The 19,392-nt window shown below is 42.2% G+C and carries 14 protein-coding genes; 6 read left to right on the top strand and 8 right to left on the bottom strand.

Translation table 11 applies throughout. The annotated features are described in order from the left end of the window. The first annotated feature begins 254 nt into the window (after positions 1-254). The 6 genes from K8S13_RS12950 to K8S13_RS12925 all read left to right on the top strand — a co-directional run bounded on the left by K8S13_RS12950 (position 255) and on the right by K8S13_RS12925 (position 9,859). A complete protein-coding gene (locus K8S13_RS12950) occupies positions 255-3,125 on the top strand; it encodes a flagellin (protein WP_291463055.1) in 2,871 nt (956 codons plus the stop codon). Positions 3,126-3,445: 320 nt separating this feature from the next. Beyond that, positions 3,446-6,334, top strand: coding sequence for a flagellin (locus tag K8S13_RS12945; RefSeq protein ID WP_291463054.1), 2,889 nt, complete (start codon positions 3,446-3,448; stop codon positions 6,332-6,334). 139 nt (positions 6,335-6,473) lie between these two features. Next, positions 6,474-8,564, top strand: coding sequence for a flagellar filament capping protein FliD (fliD, locus tag K8S13_RS12940; RefSeq protein WP_291463051.1), 2,091 nt, complete (start codon positions 6,474-6,476; stop codon positions 8,562-8,564). A 13-nt stretch (positions 8,565-8,577) separates the two neighbouring features. Next, positions 8,578-9,045 carry a flagellar export chaperone FliS gene (gene fliS / locus K8S13_RS12935; protein ID WP_291463049.1) on the top strand — a complete coding sequence of 156 codons (468 nt, stop codon included), beginning with the start codon at positions 8,578-8,580 and terminating at the stop codon, positions 9,043-9,045. Between the two features lie 14 nt (positions 9,046-9,059). Next, entirely contained in the window at positions 9,060-9,467 is a 408-nt protein-coding gene (locus K8S13_RS12930; RefSeq protein WP_291463047.1) for a hypothetical protein, read from the top strand. Positions 9,468-9,493: 26 nt separating this feature from the next. Next, on the top strand, positions 9,494-9,859 hold the full coding sequence (locus tag K8S13_RS12925; RefSeq protein WP_291463045.1) for a flagellar protein FlaG: 366 nt from the start codon (positions 9,494-9,496) through the stop codon (positions 9,857-9,859). Between the two features lie 37 nt (positions 9,860-9,896). Here K8S13_RS12925 and fliW read toward each other — a convergent pair whose 3' ends face one another. The 8 genes from fliW to K8S13_RS12885 all read right to left on the bottom strand — a co-directional run bounded on the left by fliW (position 9,897) and on the right by K8S13_RS12885 (position 19,381). After that, positions 9,897-10,322: a flagellar assembly protein FliW gene (gene fliW, locus K8S13_RS12920; RefSeq protein ID WP_291463044.1), complete on the bottom strand. Its 426-nt coding sequence runs from the start codon at positions 10,320-10,322 to the stop codon at positions 9,897-9,899. Beyond that, positions 10,322-10,567, bottom strand: coding sequence for a carbon storage regulator CsrA (gene csrA / locus K8S13_RS12915; RefSeq protein WP_291463043.1), 246 nt, complete (start codon positions 10,565-10,567; stop codon positions 10,322-10,324). Before csrA ends, fliW begins: the two co-directional genes overlap by 1 nt. A gap of 6 nt (positions 10,568-10,573) precedes the next feature. Continuing rightward, on the bottom strand, positions 10,574-12,895 hold the full coding sequence (gene flgL / locus K8S13_RS12910) for a flagellar hook-associated protein FlgL (RefSeq protein ID WP_291463041.1): 2,322 nt from the start codon (positions 12,893-12,895) through the stop codon (positions 10,574-10,576). A 14-nt stretch (positions 12,896-12,909) separates the two neighbouring features. After that, positions 12,910-17,154 carry a flagellar hook-associated protein FlgK gene (flgK, locus tag K8S13_RS12905; RefSeq protein ID WP_291463038.1) on the bottom strand — a complete coding sequence of 1,415 codons (4,245 nt, stop codon included), beginning with the start codon at positions 17,152-17,154 and terminating at the stop codon, positions 12,910-12,912. A gap of 3 nt (positions 17,155-17,157) precedes the next feature. Next, positions 17,158-17,661, bottom strand: a complete 504-nt coding sequence (gene flgN, locus K8S13_RS12900) for a flagellar export chaperone FlgN (RefSeq protein ID WP_291463036.1) — start codon at positions 17,659-17,661, stop codon at positions 17,158-17,160. A gap of 198 nt (positions 17,662-17,859) precedes the next feature. Beyond that, the gene (locus tag K8S13_RS12895) at positions 17,860-18,180 is read right to left on the bottom strand and encodes a rod-binding protein (RefSeq protein ID WP_291463035.1); all 321 of its coding nucleotides are present in this window, start codon (positions 18,178-18,180) and stop codon (positions 17,860-17,862) included. 22 nt (positions 18,181-18,202) lie between these two features. After that, positions 18,203-19,249 carry a flagellar basal body P-ring protein FlgI gene (locus tag K8S13_RS12890; RefSeq protein WP_291463034.1) on the bottom strand — a complete coding sequence of 349 codons (1,047 nt, stop codon included), beginning with the start codon at positions 19,247-19,249 and terminating at the stop codon, positions 18,203-18,205. A 15-nt stretch (positions 19,250-19,264) separates the two neighbouring features. Next, positions 19,265-19,381: a flagellar basal body L-ring protein FlgH gene (locus tag K8S13_RS12885; RefSeq protein WP_291463057.1), complete on the bottom strand. Its 117-nt coding sequence runs from the start codon at positions 19,379-19,381 to the stop codon at positions 19,265-19,267. Positions 19,382-19,392: the final 11 nt, after the last annotated feature.

Here is a 19,392-nt window from a genome sequence, read left to right as displayed (position 1 = left end):
GGTGTGTCAAATCTTCAGCTTAGTGCTGCCCGCATGACCCGCGCCATGGAAACCGCCCTTTTAAAATAATTTATTTTTTTATCTGACAGACCATTTTTGATTAAAGCTTGTATCCCCTTATTCCGATATGGTTTTTATATTAAGCTTTTAATAAATAGGAAAGGGGGTGAAACTTTAGACTTAAGCAACTTTTTTTTTACAATTTTTAACAAGGCATTGACGCCGACTTAGTATAATTCAAGGAGGAATTATTTATGGCACTTCGTATTAACACAAATGTGGCTGCATTAAATGCCCACAGAAATATGATCGCAACCGACAACAAGCTTTCATCATCCCTCGAACGTCTGTCAACCGGTCTTCGCATTAACAAGGCTGCTGACGATGCTTCAGGCATGTTGATTGCTGATTCATTGAAAGCACAGCATCTTGGTATTGGTCAGGCTATTAAAAATGCAAATGATGGCATCTCCATTGTGCAGACTGCTGATGGTGCCCTTCAGGAATCCATCAACATTATGAACACAATTAAAACCAAGGCCATCCAGGCAGCTTCAGATGGCCAGACAAGTACCACAAGAACAGCAATACAAAATGATATAAACAAACTCATGGAAGAGCTTTCCGTCATTGCAAAGACAACATCTTACAATGGGCAAAAGCTTTTATCTGGAGTTTTTACAAACAAAAAATTTCAGATTGGTGCATTTGCCAATGAAACAGCAAGTATTTCAATCGGATCAAGTGAAGCCACAAAAATGGGACATATCACCCAGGCAAATCTCTCATTGGCCAGTGAAAGTGGTGGAGAGGTTCAGCTCACCATTACAAGTTCCATTACCGGTGAAAAACTCACATTAAACACCATAGATATCCAGAGCAACAATAGAGCTGAAAACGGCATGGGTGCCTTGGCAGATGAGGTCAACAGGTATGCTTCAATAACTGGTATCAATGCTACTGCAATAATTGAGACTACATCATCAACTGCTATCCAGGCAGGTACTACTGGTAGCGGTTTTGCTGTTAACGGCATCAACATCGGTGCGATTACTGTTGCGTCCAACGACTCAAATGGTGCGCTTCTCAGCGCCATCAACGGAAAAACTGCAGAGCATGGCGTCACTGCTGCCATTAACGCCGATGGCACTATGACATTGACCTCTTCAGATGGCAGGGCAATTGCTGTGACAGGTTCCATCTCCGAAGTTTTTGGATCAACCAGCACACAGATGTCAACCGTGGGCTATCTTTCCCTTACCCAAAAGGGTGTCAGTCAGTTTCAGATCAATGGAATTGGAGCAGGCGCTGTTGGTAAAGCCATTCAAATTGATGGGGCTATAACTACAGTAGCTGACTCAGTTCTTGGTTCAGGTTCAACCATTAAAGCAGGTTCAGAACTTGCTGCCGGGTCAATCATTGGCGGTGATATGCTTGTGGAATCTTCCATTGCAAGCACTTCTCTTAATTATGAACTCAAAGGCGGATCAACCCTTTACTCATTTACTCAAATTGCTAAAGGCACCACCATAACCGGTGCTGTCACTGTTGGCGGAAGTTCTCAAACTGCAGCGGCAGCAACTGCCCTTGTTGAAGATATGTTTGTGGCAGCCGGCAGTACCCTGGAAGCTTTTTCAGTTCTTGGAGCAGGTACAGTCATTACAACTGCTTTTACCCAGGGAACAACCACCTACAATGTAGGTGACACCCTGACTTCTGCTGTCACATTAGCCTCCGACTATACTGTTGCAGCTGATATGACCCTGAAATACAGCAGTACAAGTACTGACAACAGTGGGGTTAAAGCAAACAGCGTTCTTTCCAGCGGGACAAAGCTTGGGGTTGAACTGGAGATTGGAAACGTATATTTGACAGATGGTGCCGGAACTATCGCTCTTGATACTGCAACAACAACAGCTCTCCGTCAAAATGATGGAGGCAACTTAACAGTAAGCAATACAGCCACTACTATGAATATTAAGGCCGGAAGCCTGCTTGCAGATAACTCAACTATTAACCTTGACACAGCTCAGTCCAACACCTGGACCGGCCCCACATTAATCCATGACGGCGGCATTCTAAAAACCGGAGATACCTTTGTTACAGGCGCCATCACACTTGATGGGGATCAGGTAATAGGTGAGGACTTGACCGGCACAGCTCTCCATTCACAAGGAACAAGTACGCTCATGGCAGGTTCTATTCTCGCGGTGGGTACTATTACTAATAATATTGGTGGTGAAGCCGTATCTGTTACTCTTCTCGATACCGCTACCATGGCAGAGGACATGAGTCTTCTGGGTGGATCTGAACTCTCAGCAGGCAGCAAAATGCTGTCAGGGTCCATACTGGGTGACAATACCTATGTAATGGGTGGGTCATTGAACGGCACTGAAACTGATATCACTACCTATGCCAGAACAGAACTGAAAGCAGGATCTTTCCTCCAGGACGACAGTATACTTGCAGTCGGGTCAACAATTGGAGCAACAATCACTGTAGATGCTGATATAACTCTGGATAGCGACATGACGATTTCAGCAGGCAGTGCCCTTGAAGATAATACTCTGCTCAAAGCCGGTACTGTAATCACTCAGAATATGACGTTGAATACACAGGCTGCAGCGGCTGGGGATGATGTTGAGGTTGTGGCTGGTGATGTTCTGACAACCGACCTTTATATTAAAACAGATGGCACCATTCTGTCAGAAGATATGATGCTTAAAAAAGATTCCATCATTGGTGAAGATTCTGTTCTTACCATCAATACCAGCAATGCTGGAACGGTTGGCTTAAGCGATACAGAATCCTATAAGCTGTCAGATCTCAATGTTCTGACCCAGGAAGGGGCTCAGCGTGCCATTGACATTGCTGAAGCGGCTCTTGCCGATCTTGACAAGACAAGGAGTGGATTGGGTTCTGTCCAGAACCAGCTGGTTTCAACCATATCCAACCTTTCAGTAACAAAGACCAATATCCAGGCATCGGAATCTGCCATCAGGGATGTTGATTTTGCTGAAGAAGCTTCAATCTTCTCCAAGATGCAGCTTCTCTCTCAGACAGGATCCTATGCACTTGCCCAGGCCAATGCTTCATCCCAGAATATTCTGAGCTTACTGCAGTAATCGTCTGATCATTAACCTTTAAACCAAACCCTGGAGAAAAGTTCTCTCCAGGGTTTTTTTTATGTATACAGACCGGAAAATATTGCCTATTTCCTTCCTTACATGGGAAAATTAATGTCTGGTTTAAGATAAGAAACAGAAACACCCTCTCTATGCTTCTAATACCAACTAACTGTATTTAAAGAAAATTCTTTCCTTAAAACCAGATTGGCACGTTATTTGCCAATTATCCTTTTAAAATTAGTTTTTATTCTTGAGCCATGATGCCGGTGCTTTAGAAAAATTTCAAATAAGGATAAATATTTCAGGGAGGAAACACCATGACATTAAAAATAAACACAAACATCGCGGCCTTGAATGCCCACAGAAGTATGCTTAGAAATGACTCCCTGCTGGGTGCATCACTTGAGCGGCTTTCAACCGGCCTAAGGATCAACAAGGCTGCTGATGATTCTTCCGGTATGGCCATTGCCGATTCCCTGAGAGCCCAGGCTCTCGGCATTGGACAGGCAATCCGCAATGCAAATGATGGAATTTCTGTGGTCCAGACAGCTGACGGAGCTTTGCAGGAAGCCATTAATATTGTTAACACAGTTAAAACCAAGGCCATCCAGGCAGCTTCAGACGGCCAATCCACAACGACCAGAAGAGCGATCCAGAATGACATTGATAAACTTTTAAAAGAACTGGATGTCATTGCAAAGACCACATCCTTTAACGGTCAGAAACTTCTTTCCGGAGCATTTACCAACAAAGCCATCCAGATCGGTGCATTTGCCAATGAGACAGCCAATATTTCCATCGGATCAACAGAAGCCAATAAGGTCGGGCATATCTCACAGGCAGATCTAAGTCTGGCAAGTAATACCGGTGGAGAAGTGCAACTGACCATCACAAGTTCCATAACCGGTGAACAGCTTACATTGAATACCATTGATATTAAATACAACAATCAAAAAGAAAATGGCATGGGTGCCATTGCTGATGAGGTAAACAGATATTCCTCCATTACCGGCATCAGTGCAAAATCAATAATTGAAACCACTACAACCACTTCAATCAAGGCGGGTGTTACAGGTGCTGATTTTGCTATCAATGGTGTTAAAATAGGGGCTTTGCCAGTTGAAGCAAATGACTACTCAGGCTCCCTTGTCAACGCCATAAATACTAAAACTGCAGAGACCGGGGTTGAGGCCTATATGACTATTGACGGAAAACTGACCCTGCGGTCTGTTGACGGTAGAAGTATCCAGGTGACAGGATCGGTTACAGATGTCATGGGCAGCACTTCAGGCCAGATGTCCACCATTGGATTTCTTAAGCTGACCCAGAGCGGTGTCAGCCAGTTTCAGATCAATGGTATAGGGGCAGGGGCTACAGGAGCGGATATCACCATTATCGGCGACATGGAAACAGTATCTGACTCAATTATAGCTTCGGGATCAACCATTGCAGTCGGATCCAGGCTTGCCGCAGGAACCATTATAGGAGGAGATGCCCTTATAGAATCATCAATTAGCTCAACTCAGCTTGACTATGAGCTTAAGTCCGGATCAACGCTCTATGCTACATCAGAACTTGCAACAGGAACTGTGATCGGTGGTGCCATAACAGTTGGAGGTGATTTAATTCCCAGCTCTTCTACAGGCACAACTGCTCTTGTACAGGATATGTTGCTTACAGCCGGTTCAACACTTAAAACCTGGAGCACTATAGGCAAAGATACAGTTATCACCACCCAGTTTATTTCTACAGCTTCCGGAGCTGTTATCACCTATAATGCCGGCCAAACCCTTACTTCTTCGGTTCTTTTGACCAGGGATATAACTTTAAATTCAAGCATGATCGCCAAATACGATGCTTCAGCCAACACAAGAATCAAAGCCGGATCAACTATTGCAAATGGTTCACAACTGGGTGCAATATTTGAAATAGGTGCTACTGCTAACCATACTGGTGCGGCAACCACTATAACAGTGAGTACAGCAACAACATCAGACCTGTTCCTCGGTACTGACACCACTATTGGCAATTCAGCCGGAAACCTCGTCATTAAAGCCGGATCCATGTTGAAATCCGGTTCAACCCTGGTACTTTCAACCCAGGCCTCCGGAACAATAGTCTGGGCCGGCCCCACCCTGATTTACAGCGGTGGTACGCTGGAACAGGGAGATACTTATTCATCAGGCGCCATCGTACTCGACGGGGACCATGTAATTTCAGAAGATTTTGGCTCTGTTATTTCTACAGCCGCCGCAGCTTCCACTCTCATTGACGGATCATATCTAACAAGTGGCAGCATATCAGATCATGTTACGAGTTTCTCTGCCCATACAGCCACACTTTCCATCGCAACCATGGCTGAGGACATGACCCTTGAAGCGGGATCTGAACTGGCAGCAGGAAGCAAGCTGCTTGCCGGATCAAAGTTAGGAAACAGTACCTATGTAATGGGAGGAACTCTGAATACCACTGCCACGGATCTTGGCACATACAAAAGGACAGAGTTGAAGAGCGGATCAAATATAGAAAGTGGCAGTATCCTGGCCGAAGGTTCCACCATTGGTGGTGCCATCACAATAAATGATAACCCACTTACCCTTGCCAGCGATATGAGTATCACAGCAGGATCAATACTCCTAGCCGACACTCTGCTAAAAGCCGGCACAGTAATGACACAGGACATGACTTTAAACAGTGCAGCAGGTGGTGGTTCTGCAACAGAAATTGAAATCCAGGCAGGCGATGTATTAACAACAGATCTATATGTCGATGCTGATACGACACTATCTGAAGACATGATGCTGGCAGAAGGCAGTCAAATTGCACAAAATTCCGTACTAGCCGTCAATACGACCAATGCAGGGACAGTTGGATTAAGTGAAACAGAGACTTACAGGCTTTCCGATGTTTCCGTTCTTGACCAGGATGGTGCCCAACGGGCCATCAGCATTGCAGACTCTGCTTTAAAAGGTCTGGATGAAGTCAGAAGTTCCCTTGGTTCGGTTCAAAACCAGCTGGCGTCGACCATCTCCAATCTCTCTGTAACGAAAACCAATATTCAGGCTTCAGAGTCCACTGTCAGGGATGTGGATTTTGCAGAAGAATCCATGATATTTTCTAAAATGCAGCTTTTGGCCCAGACAAGTTCCTATGCACTGGCCCAGGCAAATGCATCTGCACAAAATGTCATGAACCTGCTGCAATAATTTAAAAGAACTGTTTAATTTATTATGTATCAAATAAAGCGCTCCCTGGTGGTCCCGAGGAGCGCTTTATTTATTTTAAGTTTTAAACATGGTCTGTCGATACTTATATTAACTTCAAGTATATAAATGGAGCACTAAAATGGCAACAGGAACGATAACATCACTGGGAATAGGATCAAGCCTTGATCTGCAAGGGATTATTGACAGTTTAAGGAAAGCTGATGAAACATCCATAACCCTGAAAAAGCAGGACAAAACAAATCTTGAAGCCACAAAAAATGAATTTAATACGATAAACGCAAAGCTTTTGACAATGAAATCAAATGCTTTATCACTTTCATTAAGTTCAAACTTTTTAGACAGATCAATTTTAGTCTCCTCTTCTACTGTCTTAAGCGCAAGTGTTGCAGACGGCACAAATGCCGGAGCCTATTCAGCCACTGTAAATCGTCTGACCACAAGCAGCTCTTTTAAATCAGGCGGCAAAGCAGCCACCACCAATTCTGTTTATGTCCCCACCATTCAAAAATCAGCCATTGGATTTGCTGATACAAATACCGCCATTGTGCTGGCAGAAGATGAAGAAATGACCATGACCTATGGGTATGGCAGCAACAGACAAACCATCAGCATCACCGGAGGAGTCGGTGGATCCACTCTTGATGATATTGTGACTCTTATTGCCAATGATTCTGAAAATGTAAATGGCGGCAGCACATATCTGACAGCAACAACCTACCAGGATTCGGAAACAAGTTTATACCATCTTCAAATTGCGCCGACCTCGGGTGGAACAGGTGAAGACAACCGGGTAACAGTGACATACCCGCCGGCAGCAACAGGCTTTACAGCTGATGCGGCAACTTTTTCCTATACCATGGGAGATTCTGATGTGATTTCCCTGTTTATAACCGCAGATACAAGCCTTGCTGATCTTGTAACCCAGATTAATGATGATGAAAACAACCCTGGGGTTACTGCATCCATTATCAATACAGGATCAGGAGACACACCCTACCAATTGATGTTAACTGCAGATGCAGCAGGTGAATCATCAAGGATCGTTATTACAAACCAGTTGACTGATCTTGCAATAACAGAAGTGAACGGTTCGGGTTATATCATGGAAGGGGATACGGCCCTGTCTTTTACCGACCCGATCATCATCCGTCAAATTGATGCCAATACTGACATTATTTTCCAGGAAGACAACGGGAATGGATATACTTCAGATATTACAGCCACTATTGAAGATGGTGTTTATCAAAACGGAGATGATCTATCCGCAGCAGTTGAAAAAGCCCTTGAAACAGCCTCTGCGGCAAACGGAAACAGCAAGGACTATGCAGTTACTTTCAACTCAAATACCAGCAAGCTTGAAATCAAAGAAGCAGGAACACTTGAAAACATAAAATTCAAATGGGATCAGGCAGGCGCAAGTGCCCGTGACATTTTAGGGTTTACGAATAATACAGAAAGTATTATCACACCATCCGGATCTTCGTTAAATGCATCCATAACCGTTGACGGGGTTGAATATCAGCGAACAAAAAATACCGGGTTAACCGATGTGATTTCCGGTGCCACGATTTCACTGATCGGTACCGGAAGCACCAGCATCAATGTCACCCAGGACACCTCGGCTATTAAGTCGTATATAACGACACTCATCACGACTTTTAATGATATCATTACTGAAATTGATGCCAATGATGATTTTGATGAAGAAACAGAAACATGGGGATCTCTGGCCAAGACACCTTCCATCAGGAGTGCAAAGGATATTATCCTGAACCTTTTGGGAACAAAAATCACTGCAAACGAAAACATTACAACATATTTTGACCTTGGATTTGAAATCAATAAAGATGGCAGTGTCAGTCTTGATGAAGCAGTGCTTAATAATAAAATCACATCCAATTTTGATGATATCAAGACCTTTTTTATTGGTACCACAACCGGAACCGGTATCACGGGAATGGGAGATCTTCTCAATGATCAGATTAGAGAACAGACCAAATCCGGTGGCCTGGTAGACAGTGAGACAGATGCCATTGATGACAGGATCGAAAGGCTTGAAGAACAGATAGAGACAGAGACCGAACGGCTTGACAAACGGTATGAAACAATGGCACAGCAGTTTGTACAACTTGATTCCTATATGAGAAAGATGGAATCACAACAAAATTATGTTAACCAGATATTCAGTGCAATCGAAAAGAAAGAATAAAGGAATTTTATTTATGGTTCACGGCAATGTTCTTAAGTCATATCATAAAGCACAAGTATATGATGAAATAGATCCCAACAAACTTATTCTTATGCTTTATGAAGGGGCAATCAAACGAATTGTTTTTGCAAAACAAGGAATGAAGAATGCTGATCCCAAGCAGAGGGGAGAAAACCTTGGAAAGGCCATAGCCATTATTGCCGAGTTAAATGCCTCCCTTGATGATAACATAAAAACAGAAGAGATTAACTTTTTACGGGGACTTTATGCGGCCATGCTGACAGAACTGCCAAAAGTTTCTGTAAATGAAGACATTAAAATCCTTGATCGAGCTGAAAAATACCTGAAGGAATTAAAAATGATATGGGAAACAACTGTAATGGAAATTCCTGCCGGCAAATCTTTATCACCCGATAAAAATAATGCCCAAGGCTATGGTGTTACCAATTCAACATATACAAAAAAATCCATTGCCATTTGATTAAAGGAGAGATCATGAACCTTGAGCAGCATAAAAATATTATTGAGAATAGTTTTATAATTTATGAAACTATCCAGGCAGAACATCTTTCTATTTTAAAGGACCAGGAAATGCCTGATCTTAATTCAATGACTCAAGAAAGGGAAAATGCCTTTCTAAACCTTAAAAAAAACCTGGACAATCTTATTGGCAATGCGGGTTCCATTGGAGGAACAAAAAGCCTTCCTCTATTAACCGAATTCGAAAGCAGGCTCAATACAATCATGGGCCTTGACGAACAAATAGCGGCTGAGATACAAAGGCACAGTGTCGAGCTTAAAAAACATCTCAAACACATGAAACAGGGTAAAGCGGCAATGAACGGCTACAGGATGGCTGGAACCAACTCCCCAAAACCCTGTGTATTGAGTATGAATAGATAAAAAACTATTACAAGGAGGTAATATAAATGAATGTTTCAGGAAACGCACAGGCTAACATGGATGTAGCCGGAGTCAGTCAGACTGCTGTTCTAAAAAACACAACAAGCGTACAAAAGTCAGAATCTGATCGACTGGACCTTTCCAAAGAGCTGCCACCATCCAAAATTTCAAGAGAAGATGTGGAAGAAATGGTTGAAGTGCTTAAGGATCTGACACAGACGCTTCAAACAAAATTGAATTTCAGTGTTGATGAAGGGACAAACAATATTGTTGTTAAGATTATTGATAAAGAGACAGATGAAGTCATTAGACAGATTCCACCCGAAGAATTATTAGCGTTACAGGAAAAAATGCAGGACTTGACAGGTTTTCTGTTAAGCAAAATTATTTAATGCACAAATTAATTTTAATGATTGTTACTTTAACCTATTACTGCAAAAGCTGGTGTTGATGGGAATAAGAGCTGTTCTCTAGAATAATCTGCAGGCCTTCTTTTATCTTGTTGTTTATGACAAGCGGGGCCATAAAATTGGCCGTCATTTTTTCAGGTTTCCCACTGGGTATAGTGACAATGACAAAACAGGATATTTCATCCTTTTCAAGATCCCAGGATTCCATTTTTTCAAGATCTTTTTCTGCAATAGTGTATTCCGGTAAGATTTGAACAGGATCTAAAACCACAAAAGATAAATCGGGATCATCCATACATTGGAACACTAAAAAAGGTATAGTCTCTTTTTTTTGTAAAAGAACATAACGTTTTCTATCTTTGAATCCGGGAATCCCCAAAGGCATATTGATTATCTTCTTCTCATCAATTTCAATTTCCCCGAATTGTCTTGTATTGATTTTCATTACTTCTTTTTTGACTCCTTGCTTCCAAACAATTTTGCAGCTTTTGCGATATCTAATTTATCACCCTTTGATGAAAGGATATTTTCCCTCTGAATTGACTCAAAAACTTCCTGTCGTAATACCGTTATCTCTCTAGGCGCGTCAATCCCGATCCTGATAGAATTTTTGCCTGTCTCAACCACTTTGATAACAATATTATCTCCAATGACTATACTCTCACCGATCTTTCTTGTTAAAATAAGCATAATATTTTATAAAAAATCGACCAGGCTCATATTAATGAGCTTAGCTGTTGAATTCAAGGATGCTTCATAGGCCGTCTGAATTGCTTTCAGATTCATTATGGATTCAACAATATCGGCATCCTCGATCATGGACTTTCTTTCTGTCATCGTCAGTTTGGTTTCTGCACTCACCTGTTTTCTAACCTCAAGTCTGTTATATTTTATCCCCACATCCGAAAGGATCGATGTAATACTGTTATAATGCGTATCAAGCCGAGTCATTGTTCTGCTGATACCATCTACATCGTCCTTTGAAAGATATTCCTTTAGCTCAAATAGTGTTTCAAAAAGCCCCCAGGTCAGTTCTTCACTTTTTGCAGAAGTTGAGGCCACATCTGTCTGATCAAAACCCAAAACCTGGGCAGCATTTTCTGATACATTGGTTCCACTACCCCATAAGAGCTGAAAATCTTCAAGTTTCCTTCCTGTTTCTCCATCTTCTTTAATAGTAAACTTATGACTTATATAGCTGTAAGACACTTCATAGTCAACCCTGTTTCCCTCTTGTTCCGAAACGTCTTCCAATGCATCCTCAATCGCTCTTGCAAGTGTATCCGGGCCTGTATATGTTCCTGCAGGTATCTGGGCCGTCAACTCACTGGTATTCTCTTTACTGCCTTTGGGAAGAATCTCTTTAAAATTAATATAATCATTGGTTCCGGTTGTAATGGTGAAAAGTGTCACCGTATTATCACTGGAATATGTAATAGCACCTATGTCATCAGCAATATTAAATCCAAGCTCCGTTGCTGCTGATATCCCACTATTGGTTCCTGTGGCCCACAGAAGCTCCAGCCCTCCGGCAGCCAGCGATGTCCCGTTTTCTTTAATGGTAAATTCCTGGGTCGTCTTATCATAGGTCACATCATAATTTATATTATTTATTGAAGCACTCTCCATGGCCGTTTCAATAGAGGATGCCAGTGTATCCATGTCAGTATATTTTCCTTTAGGAATGGCTGCTGTAATCTGACTGGAAAAACCCGACCCTGTGTCTTCCCTGAAATCAATAACATTATTGGTAAAATCAAATGTTTTTAAGGTTACTTCGGAATCGCTGACAGGCGGTTTATAGGAGACATCCCCCTCTGTAAATCCAAGATCAGGACCAATGCTGTGATCATCAGATGCCGCCATAATATCGAACTCAATGTATCCGCCATTGCTTGCAGGTGATTCAAGAGAGATATTGATGTCCGAAAGCCCGTTCCGGCTCAAGTCCAATTCAAGATAGCTGTTACTGCCGGATATTTCAAGAGGAAGCCCGTACCCGGGATCATTTAAAATCTTCCACTTGCCGTTCCCATCCCAGGTCAACCTCAGCGGTGCCGTCCCTGATGGTTTTGGTGTTTCATAAACAAGCGCTTTATCATTCACCACATTGATATTAACACCTTCCTTAATTATCCCGTTTGTGTTCAGTCCTGCAACCCTTGGAGTTTCTCCTGTTTCCCACAAAAGATCAAACCCCATATATCCATCATATTTGCCATCATTTACAATGGTAAACTTCTTTGTATCAGAACTATATGATACATCATAATTGAGTTCATATCCAAAATCATTTGAGGCTTTGTTCATGGCATTTCTGACAACAACTGCCAGTTTTTCAGGTGAATAAGTACCATCCGGGATTGTGCCTTCCAATACTCTTTTTGAGTTCTCACCCACGCCCGGATCTTCCCTGAAAAAAATCTTATTATTGGTTCCCTCAACCGTGATCTCATTTTCTGTAAAAACTTTTTTACCATTGCGGCCGACCTCAAGCTGGCTGGACTGTCCGGTTTTAATCGTAAAAGCCGTATCATTACCATGATAAATGACTTTGCCGGGATTTGTTTTATCATCATAGCTGAAGGATTTAATATTTGTTTTTGTCCCGGAAAAAATATAACTTCCATTCACCTGGGCATTTCCTAAAGAAAGGATCTGATCAATGATTCCCTCAACCTGATCTACAGCATCCGCCCTTTGAGATGCACTCATCGGAGCATTCACCATCTGAGTGTTTAAAAGTTTTGCAGAAATGATCTGATCGGAAACAGACCGCAAGGCAGCTTCAGAGCCATTTAGCCATGTTCTTCCCATTTCAACGTTTTTATCAAGCTGGGTGAGATTTTTAATTGATAGAGACAGATCAAGTACCTGGGACAAACCAATAGGATCATCAGATATATTATTTATCCGCTTTTGCGTACTGACAACCTCATTGGCATCCCTTAGATTATTGGTAATCGTATTGAGTTGATATTTTGAGGTATCATACAGTGAAATATTCGGGACCCTCATATTTGTCCTCCTTTTTACCTGACTGAAATAAGCGTTGTCAGCATTTCATCGGCAACCGTTAAAAGTTTTGATGCTGCGGAGAAAGCGTGTTGATATTTTATGAGTTTTATCATCTCCTCATCTAGGGACACAGCAGAAACAGCGTCTCTTTGTTCCGTCATCTGGTTGACCATGATGTCGGCGAATTCTCTGGATGTTTTGATACTTCGAGCCTTTACACCAAGTGTTCCTATCATGGTATTATAATAGTCATCCAGAGTAGATTCAATTATACTTGATTGCGCCTCAAATCCCCTGTTAAACTCCCAGTGTTTCATTGTCATGCTTTGATGCTGGATATCTGACATGGCCAGTGCATTTTCATTATCACCCTGGGTAATGGCACCGGTCTTGCTGTCTATTTTTCCTGAAACAATATATTTTGTATCGCTTAAGTTTTCATTTATTTCCATAGTGACCGCATCCGAACCTTTAAAAAACGTGTTGATTCCTGCAGCCGCCATGATACCGGAACCGGTTGAAGCGTCATCTCCAAAGGCATATCGGATGTCGTTGGCATTATGCTTGAGCAGATCAAAACGGACATACCCGTCACCCGTCACCTTTTTGGCAAAATTAATATTGATGTCCCCAACTCCGTCTCCATTCAAATCAACCATAAACCCATCATCATCTCCCCCGGCAGGAATTATCCGGGCAACGCCACCCGTTGTGTCATTTAATATTCCCCAGCGCCCTGAAGATCTGACAAATTGAAAATCCAGCCCTTTAAAGTTTAATGCTGTCCAGTCCAAAACTTCAATGGCAGTATTTTCAGGACTAAATCCATTACTGCCCGAATATTCAACATTTTCAATATCAAAATAATTATCAGAAGACTGCATTTTAAGCTGATTACCGAGAGTAACCGATGCTTTCATACCCCCAGCTTTTTTATTGAATTGATCCTTAAATGAATCCAGGGTCCAATGCCAGTCGGACATAAACTCACCGGTTGCCTGCCCTGTGGAATTGGAAGAGAGAGGGATACCCGATTCATCTGTTGTTATGGTGAAAACATCACCTTCAAAAAGTGTCCCATCATAAAAATTCAATATCATCCCATCTACTTCAATTTCTATTGCAGCGGTGGGTGTTCGCGGTGGCGTATGCCCTTTAATCTCAAACGTACCGGATGACACGGATGAATGCCATTCAATCGTCAGGTTATCAACTCCTGTTGCAGGAACATGCCCGACTTTCCCACCGGAAGTCACCTTAAAATGATAGATATCATTGATACTTTTTGCCTGGCGAAACACCCTGAAATCTACTGGATCAGGGCCCCCTGCAGTATCCGTATTAATGGTCAACGTGTTCCCTGCCACAAGAGAGCCTTTGGAAATATCAAAAAAGACCGTTTGTGATCCATTTTCCACAATAGCCACTGTTCCCACATCCTCAATGGTGAGAAGCCCGGAAGCGCCTGTAGAATCACCGTTTTCATCAAATCGTTCCCATCTGATAATTGCTTCATCCACGTATAATGAACCGGTTGTAAAATCCCTGTATGTATTTCCAGACTCCAGAAGATCATTTTCAGGATCACTTGCTCCGTCTCCTGTTCCCGTTGAAACAGCAAGTTTTGCATCGTTACCCGCACTGTCGGAAAAACTGGTAATTTCAATGGGGTCTTCCAGGGTTGCACTCTTAATAATGGATACGGATTTGCCATTGCGAATGAAGGTATAATCCGTGCTTGAAATATCTGAATTCAGTTCGTTATACAGCTGTAGTGCAAGCCCTGCTTCTGTTGTTCCGGCACCAGCTGATACGATAAAACTCACAGTGTTCCCATCAACATCAAAAGAAATGGTATCCCCGGCATCGAAACCGGTAAAACCATCTTCACCACCCAGTGTAATAATGGAACTTCCGGTTGTGGCTGTTCCTGCTGTGCCGAACAGCCCTGTACCGGTCATTGTATCTGATTGGATTGACATCCCGGAATCCAGAAGTGCTGTAATGGTTCCGGAAATAATAGCTGAAGTTGTTGCAGCAGCTCCGGTATATGACCCCTCGGTAATAACAGCGGATGTTCCGGTAACAGCGGTTGTTATTGTGGAAGGCATTCCAAAAGTGACTGTATCTCCGCTGGTTGTAAGCGAGTTGAAGGTTTCCACATCAGTGGCACCGGCTGTAAATTCAAAACTTGTATTTCCTGCAGCTGAAGAACTTCCTGAAAGAGAGGTCAGATTAATGGTTGCATCATCTCCTGTGTCATTGCCGGCTTCCCTTAAGGTGATGTTTGATCCGTCCGTACTTCGTATGAGGATTGAATTTGCCGTTGTTCCCCATTCAACGGTAAAGGGCTCATTGGCGACGGCTGCAATGATTGCGTTGTAGAACACCCTGGAAATTTCTGCCTGGTCGGTGACATCGCTTACACCTGTAAGATCGACCAAGACATCTGTGCTTGTGCTGGGAATTCCATCCGACGTTATTTTAAGCGTTACCGTATCCGTATTATTAAAATTAGAAAATGTATCCAGTTGAATACCGGCATTATCCTGAACCTCAAAATCCTGAACACCTAAAGTTGCACCTTTATCGCTTGAAAATTTCAAGCCGTCTGCATAGAGATCTGTATCCAGATTCATGGAATTTATTGCATTTACAGCTTCAACCAGGGAGTCTTCAAACTGAACTGCAAGGGTTGCAACGCTTGAATCGACAATGAAACTCTTTGCATAAACATACCCATCCACATAGAGTGAGTATTGTACTTCATCACCATTCTGTGCGTTTGAGATACCCGAAATATCAAACTCTGCCTGGGTTTTTGAAGCATATGCCGTGACACCATCGACTGCATTTAGTGCCGCTGCTATTGATGCCGCAGATCTTTTAGCATCACCGCCTGAATCTTTGATATCAATATTATGTGTTCCTGTTGAACTGCCGTAAATGGTAAGGGTCTGATTTGCCATAACGTTGTCAAGGGCAGTTGAAGCGCCCCCTGAGGATGTCCCCCATATTTCTGCCAGCCTGTCACCGTTTGTCTGTGTAACTATCTTATCTCCAATATCACCTTCATCAACAACCGTAAGTTTATATCGTGCTTGATCCGCTCCCGGAGCCATGCCCTGCCAGTTTGAAAGAGAAGCTTGTGAAACCCCCATATCCATCAAAATCTTTCGATATTCGATTTCTGCGCTGGAATGGTCTTGAGTCCACATGGTAAGGTCTTTTGAGTAGTCAATTTTATCCCCGAAATTGAAACTTGAAAGCCATCCGCTTTCATCAACACTGTAACTGCCGGTCACTGTTTCCGTGTAATATTCAAGCCCGGCACCTTGGGAATTCTGATAATTGACAGCCCATATCATTTCCCGGGCCAGCTCATCCATCTGGGCTCGATATTTGGGGATTATTTCATCCCTGATTTCAAGCCATCCACCTAGCTTTCCACCACTGATATCATCGGTGATATCGGATGTTGAACCAAAGGATCCCTGCCACATGACCTGCTGGCTTTTCATGGTCAAACTATAAGAATCCACCCCATTAACAAGTGTAGACCCGTTGGCCCCGTTGATAATGAGAGCCCCGTTCCCCTGGGTGATCACATTAACATTAATCAACACGCCTAACTGGTCAACCAGACTGTTTCTTTGATCCCTGAGATCATTAGCCGTTCTGTTGGCTTCCAGGCCAATTATCTCTCGATTCAGATCTGCAATCTGGGTGGCCAGTGAATTGATGGTGGTTAATGTTGCATTAATTTCATAAGTAATATCCAAAGAGACCTGATCAAGGTCTGATCGTAAAGAATTAAACTGTTCTGCCAGTTTCTTACCTTTTTCATAAATCTGGACTCTTTCGGATACACCCAAAGGGTTATCACTCAAATCATGCCATGAATTCCAGTAATCACTTATAATGCTGTTCATACTGGCTTGTGAATTTTCATCAAAAAATCCCTCAAGGACTTTCATATACGATTCAGCCTCTTCAAACATGGCCTGGGTGGATTTTTCATCTGTCAGCCTGTTTTCAAGCAATAGGTCCACGGACTGCTGTATCTGGGTAACATTCACACCGGTTCCAAAAAGAAATCCTGCATAAAGGGCAGGTTTGTGGCTGATATGTTTGGCATCCTGCCTTGAATAATCAGGGTTATTTACATTGGCAATATTGTGCCCGGTAACATTTAACCCATACTGTTGAGCAGCAATGGCTGTTTTTGCAATGCTTAATGTGGACGTAATCCCGCTCATTTTCTACACCTCTGCATATATCAAGCAATTTGAAGTCTTGGTATTCGGCTTTATTCCTGTATGGCTATATTGTGCATATTCGGAATTATCGACGGCTACCGACATGACATCATCAATTACCAAAAGATATTCCTGAACATATTTTTTATTCTCAAATGCCACCTGAACAAGTTCGTTTTTTTCATTTTCTATGGCAAGCTTTATCTGTCTGAATTTTATTTTAACTTCTTTCGGTACCGGAATGGTCCTAATGAGATATGAAACTGAAAAAGACCTGATATCCATATCATTGGTACCGAACTTCTCTTCCAGGTGATATAAAATTTTTTCTCTTACTCCTTGAATTTTCTGAGTAATCTTTCTTTTTTGTTCCGAACTCTTCCATAATGAATCAACATCAATAGTGACAATGAATTCGCGTTCCTCTCTTAAGAGAGCGTTAAGTTGTTTATACAAGCCTAGTTTTTCATTCAGCATATCTTCAATATCAGGGGTAAAATTTTCCATGTTGATTCCTCCTGTGATTTTGCATACCTTTCTAGAGATATGCTTGCATCCACCAGTTTGGATTATTATTTAGGGAATTATTTTCCCTGTTGTGGCTGTTTACTTCTCTAAATACTAAAAATAGCAACAATTATGCCACATTCGGGTAAGAGATAATGATAAAAAAGAAATTTGAAAAAGATGCGAAAATAATGAAGTTTATAGAGATTCTTTTAACTGGTGATACAAAAATTCTTTGACGCCAATGGATGTTCTGCTTTTTGATAACTCTTCGGCAAGGTACTGATCATACATTGACTTATATATATCCATTCCATGGGAATCATTTAAAAACTTATCTCCGGGCAAAGATTTGCGCATGGATTTTATCATTGTATGTAAGAAAATAGCTTCAAACCCGGCACAGGCCTCTTTTAACTCTTTTTTCTTAAGTATATTACGGTCAAAATCCGAAGTTTGTTTTTTAATCTTGCTCAAATTTGCCTTGGCAAGATTCTGGTTGATAAGATCAATATCCATAAAGCCTCTCTCTTAATAAAAGCTATATAATGACAAGCTCTGCCTGAAGCAATCCGGCAGCCTTAATACTTTGCAAAATACTGATAAGATCCTGGGGTTTTACGCCCAGGGAATTAAGTCCCCTGACAAGCTCGCCAATGGTTGATGTGCCGAACAAATTCATAACACTTTCTTTTTTTTCATTTTCAGGATCTTTACTTATGGTGATGGAAAGATCCCCATGGGCAATGGCAACACTTGAAATGGTGACATCACTTCCAATCACAACAGTTCCTGTCTTCTCATTTATCACAACTTTGGCAATCGTGTCCGGGATAACCGAAAGCGTTTCAATATCTGCTATAAATTCTGCGACATTATTTTTCCACATATTGTCCGGAACCCTTAAGCTCAAGGCACTGGCATCAATTGTTTTGGCAACACCTTCTCCGATTGATGCATTAATGGTATCCGTCATTCTTTTTGCAGTGGTAAAATCCGGCCGGAACAAGGAAAGGATGAGGTTTCTTTTTCCATCCAGTTTAAAGGGGATTTCCCGTTCAACAGATGCGCCGTTTACAATCCGGGCCACCTGAAGATGACTGTCCCTGTCACCTGCACCACTTGGCATGGCAAGCGTCACCGCTCCCTGTGCCAAAGCATACACCTGATCATCCACGCCTTTTAAGGGGGTTATCAATAATGTGCCGCCTTTAAGACTTTTAGCGTCCCCTAAGGATGAAGCCACCACATCAATTTTATCACCGATTCTGGCAAAAGGCGGGATGCTTGCGGTTACCATAACAGCTGCAATATTTTTTACCTTCAACCCATTTTTATCAACAAAAATATTCATCTTCTCCATCATGTTGGCAAGGGCCTGCTTTGTAAAGCTCACCCCGTCTTTATCCCCGGTACCGTTCAAACCGATAACAAGACCATATCCGGTGAGTTGATTGGAACGGATACCTTTGATGGCGGCAATATCTTTAATCCTTGCGCAATAGGCATTTGAGGCGAAAACAATCCCGGCGAAAAATAGGATTAAACTCTTTTTCAATATTGCCTTATATATTATTGGGTTCAACATTGGATAGCTTCCTTTTTACCAGGGCCATATATTATCAATAATTCGGGTTCCCCAACCCGACTTTTGCTTATCTGCAAGGGCGCCTTTGCCATAGTACTCAATCCGTGAATCTGCAAGATAGGTTGATTTCACCCGGTTGCTGG

This window comes from Desulfobacula sp. (assembly GCF_021107415.1).
The sequence above is the reverse complement of the archived record's forward strand: the minus strand, read 5'-3'. Positions and strand labels throughout refer to the sequence as shown.

Coding starts and splice junctions, on each gene's coding strand:
- K8S13_RS12950 (WP_291463055.1), top strand. CDS start 255: ATGGCACTTCGTATTAACACAAATGTGGCTGCATTAAATGCCCACAGA.
- K8S13_RS12945 (WP_291463054.1), top strand. CDS start 3,446: ATGACATTAAAAATAAACACAAACATCGCGGCCTTGAATGCCCACAGA.
- fliD (WP_291463051.1), top strand. CDS start 6,474: ATGGCAACAGGAACGATAACATCACTGGGAATAGGATCAAGCCTTGAT.
- fliS (WP_291463049.1), top strand. CDS start 8,578: ATGGTTCACGGCAATGTTCTTAAGTCATATCATAAAGCACAAGTATAT.
- K8S13_RS12930 (WP_291463047.1), top strand. CDS start 9,060: ATGAACCTTGAGCAGCATAAAAATATTATTGAGAATAGTTTTATAATT.
- K8S13_RS12925 (WP_291463045.1), top strand. CDS start 9,494: ATGAATGTTTCAGGAAACGCACAGGCTAACATGGATGTAGCCGGAGTC.
- fliW (WP_291463044.1), bottom strand. CDS start 10,322: ATGAAAATCAATACAAGACAATTCGGGGAAATTGAAATTGATGAGAAG.
- csrA (WP_291463043.1), bottom strand. CDS start 10,567: ATGCTTATTTTAACAAGAAAGATCGGTGAGAGTATAGTCATTGGAGAT.
- flgL (WP_291463041.1), bottom strand. CDS start 12,895: ATGAGGGTCCCGAATATTTCACTGTATGATACCTCAAAATATCAACTC.
- flgK (WP_291463038.1), bottom strand. CDS start 17,154: ATGAGCGGGATTACGTCCACATTAAGCATTGCAAAAACAGCCATTGCT.
- flgN (WP_291463036.1), bottom strand. CDS start 17,661: ATGGAAAATTTTACCCCTGATATTGAAGATATGCTGAATGAAAAACTA.
- K8S13_RS12895 (WP_291463035.1), bottom strand. CDS start 18,180: ATGGATATTGATCTTATCAACCAGAATCTTGCCAAGGCAAATTTGAGC.
- K8S13_RS12890 (WP_291463034.1), bottom strand. CDS start 19,249: ATGTTGAACCCAATAATATATAAGGCAATATTGAAAAAGAGTTTAATC.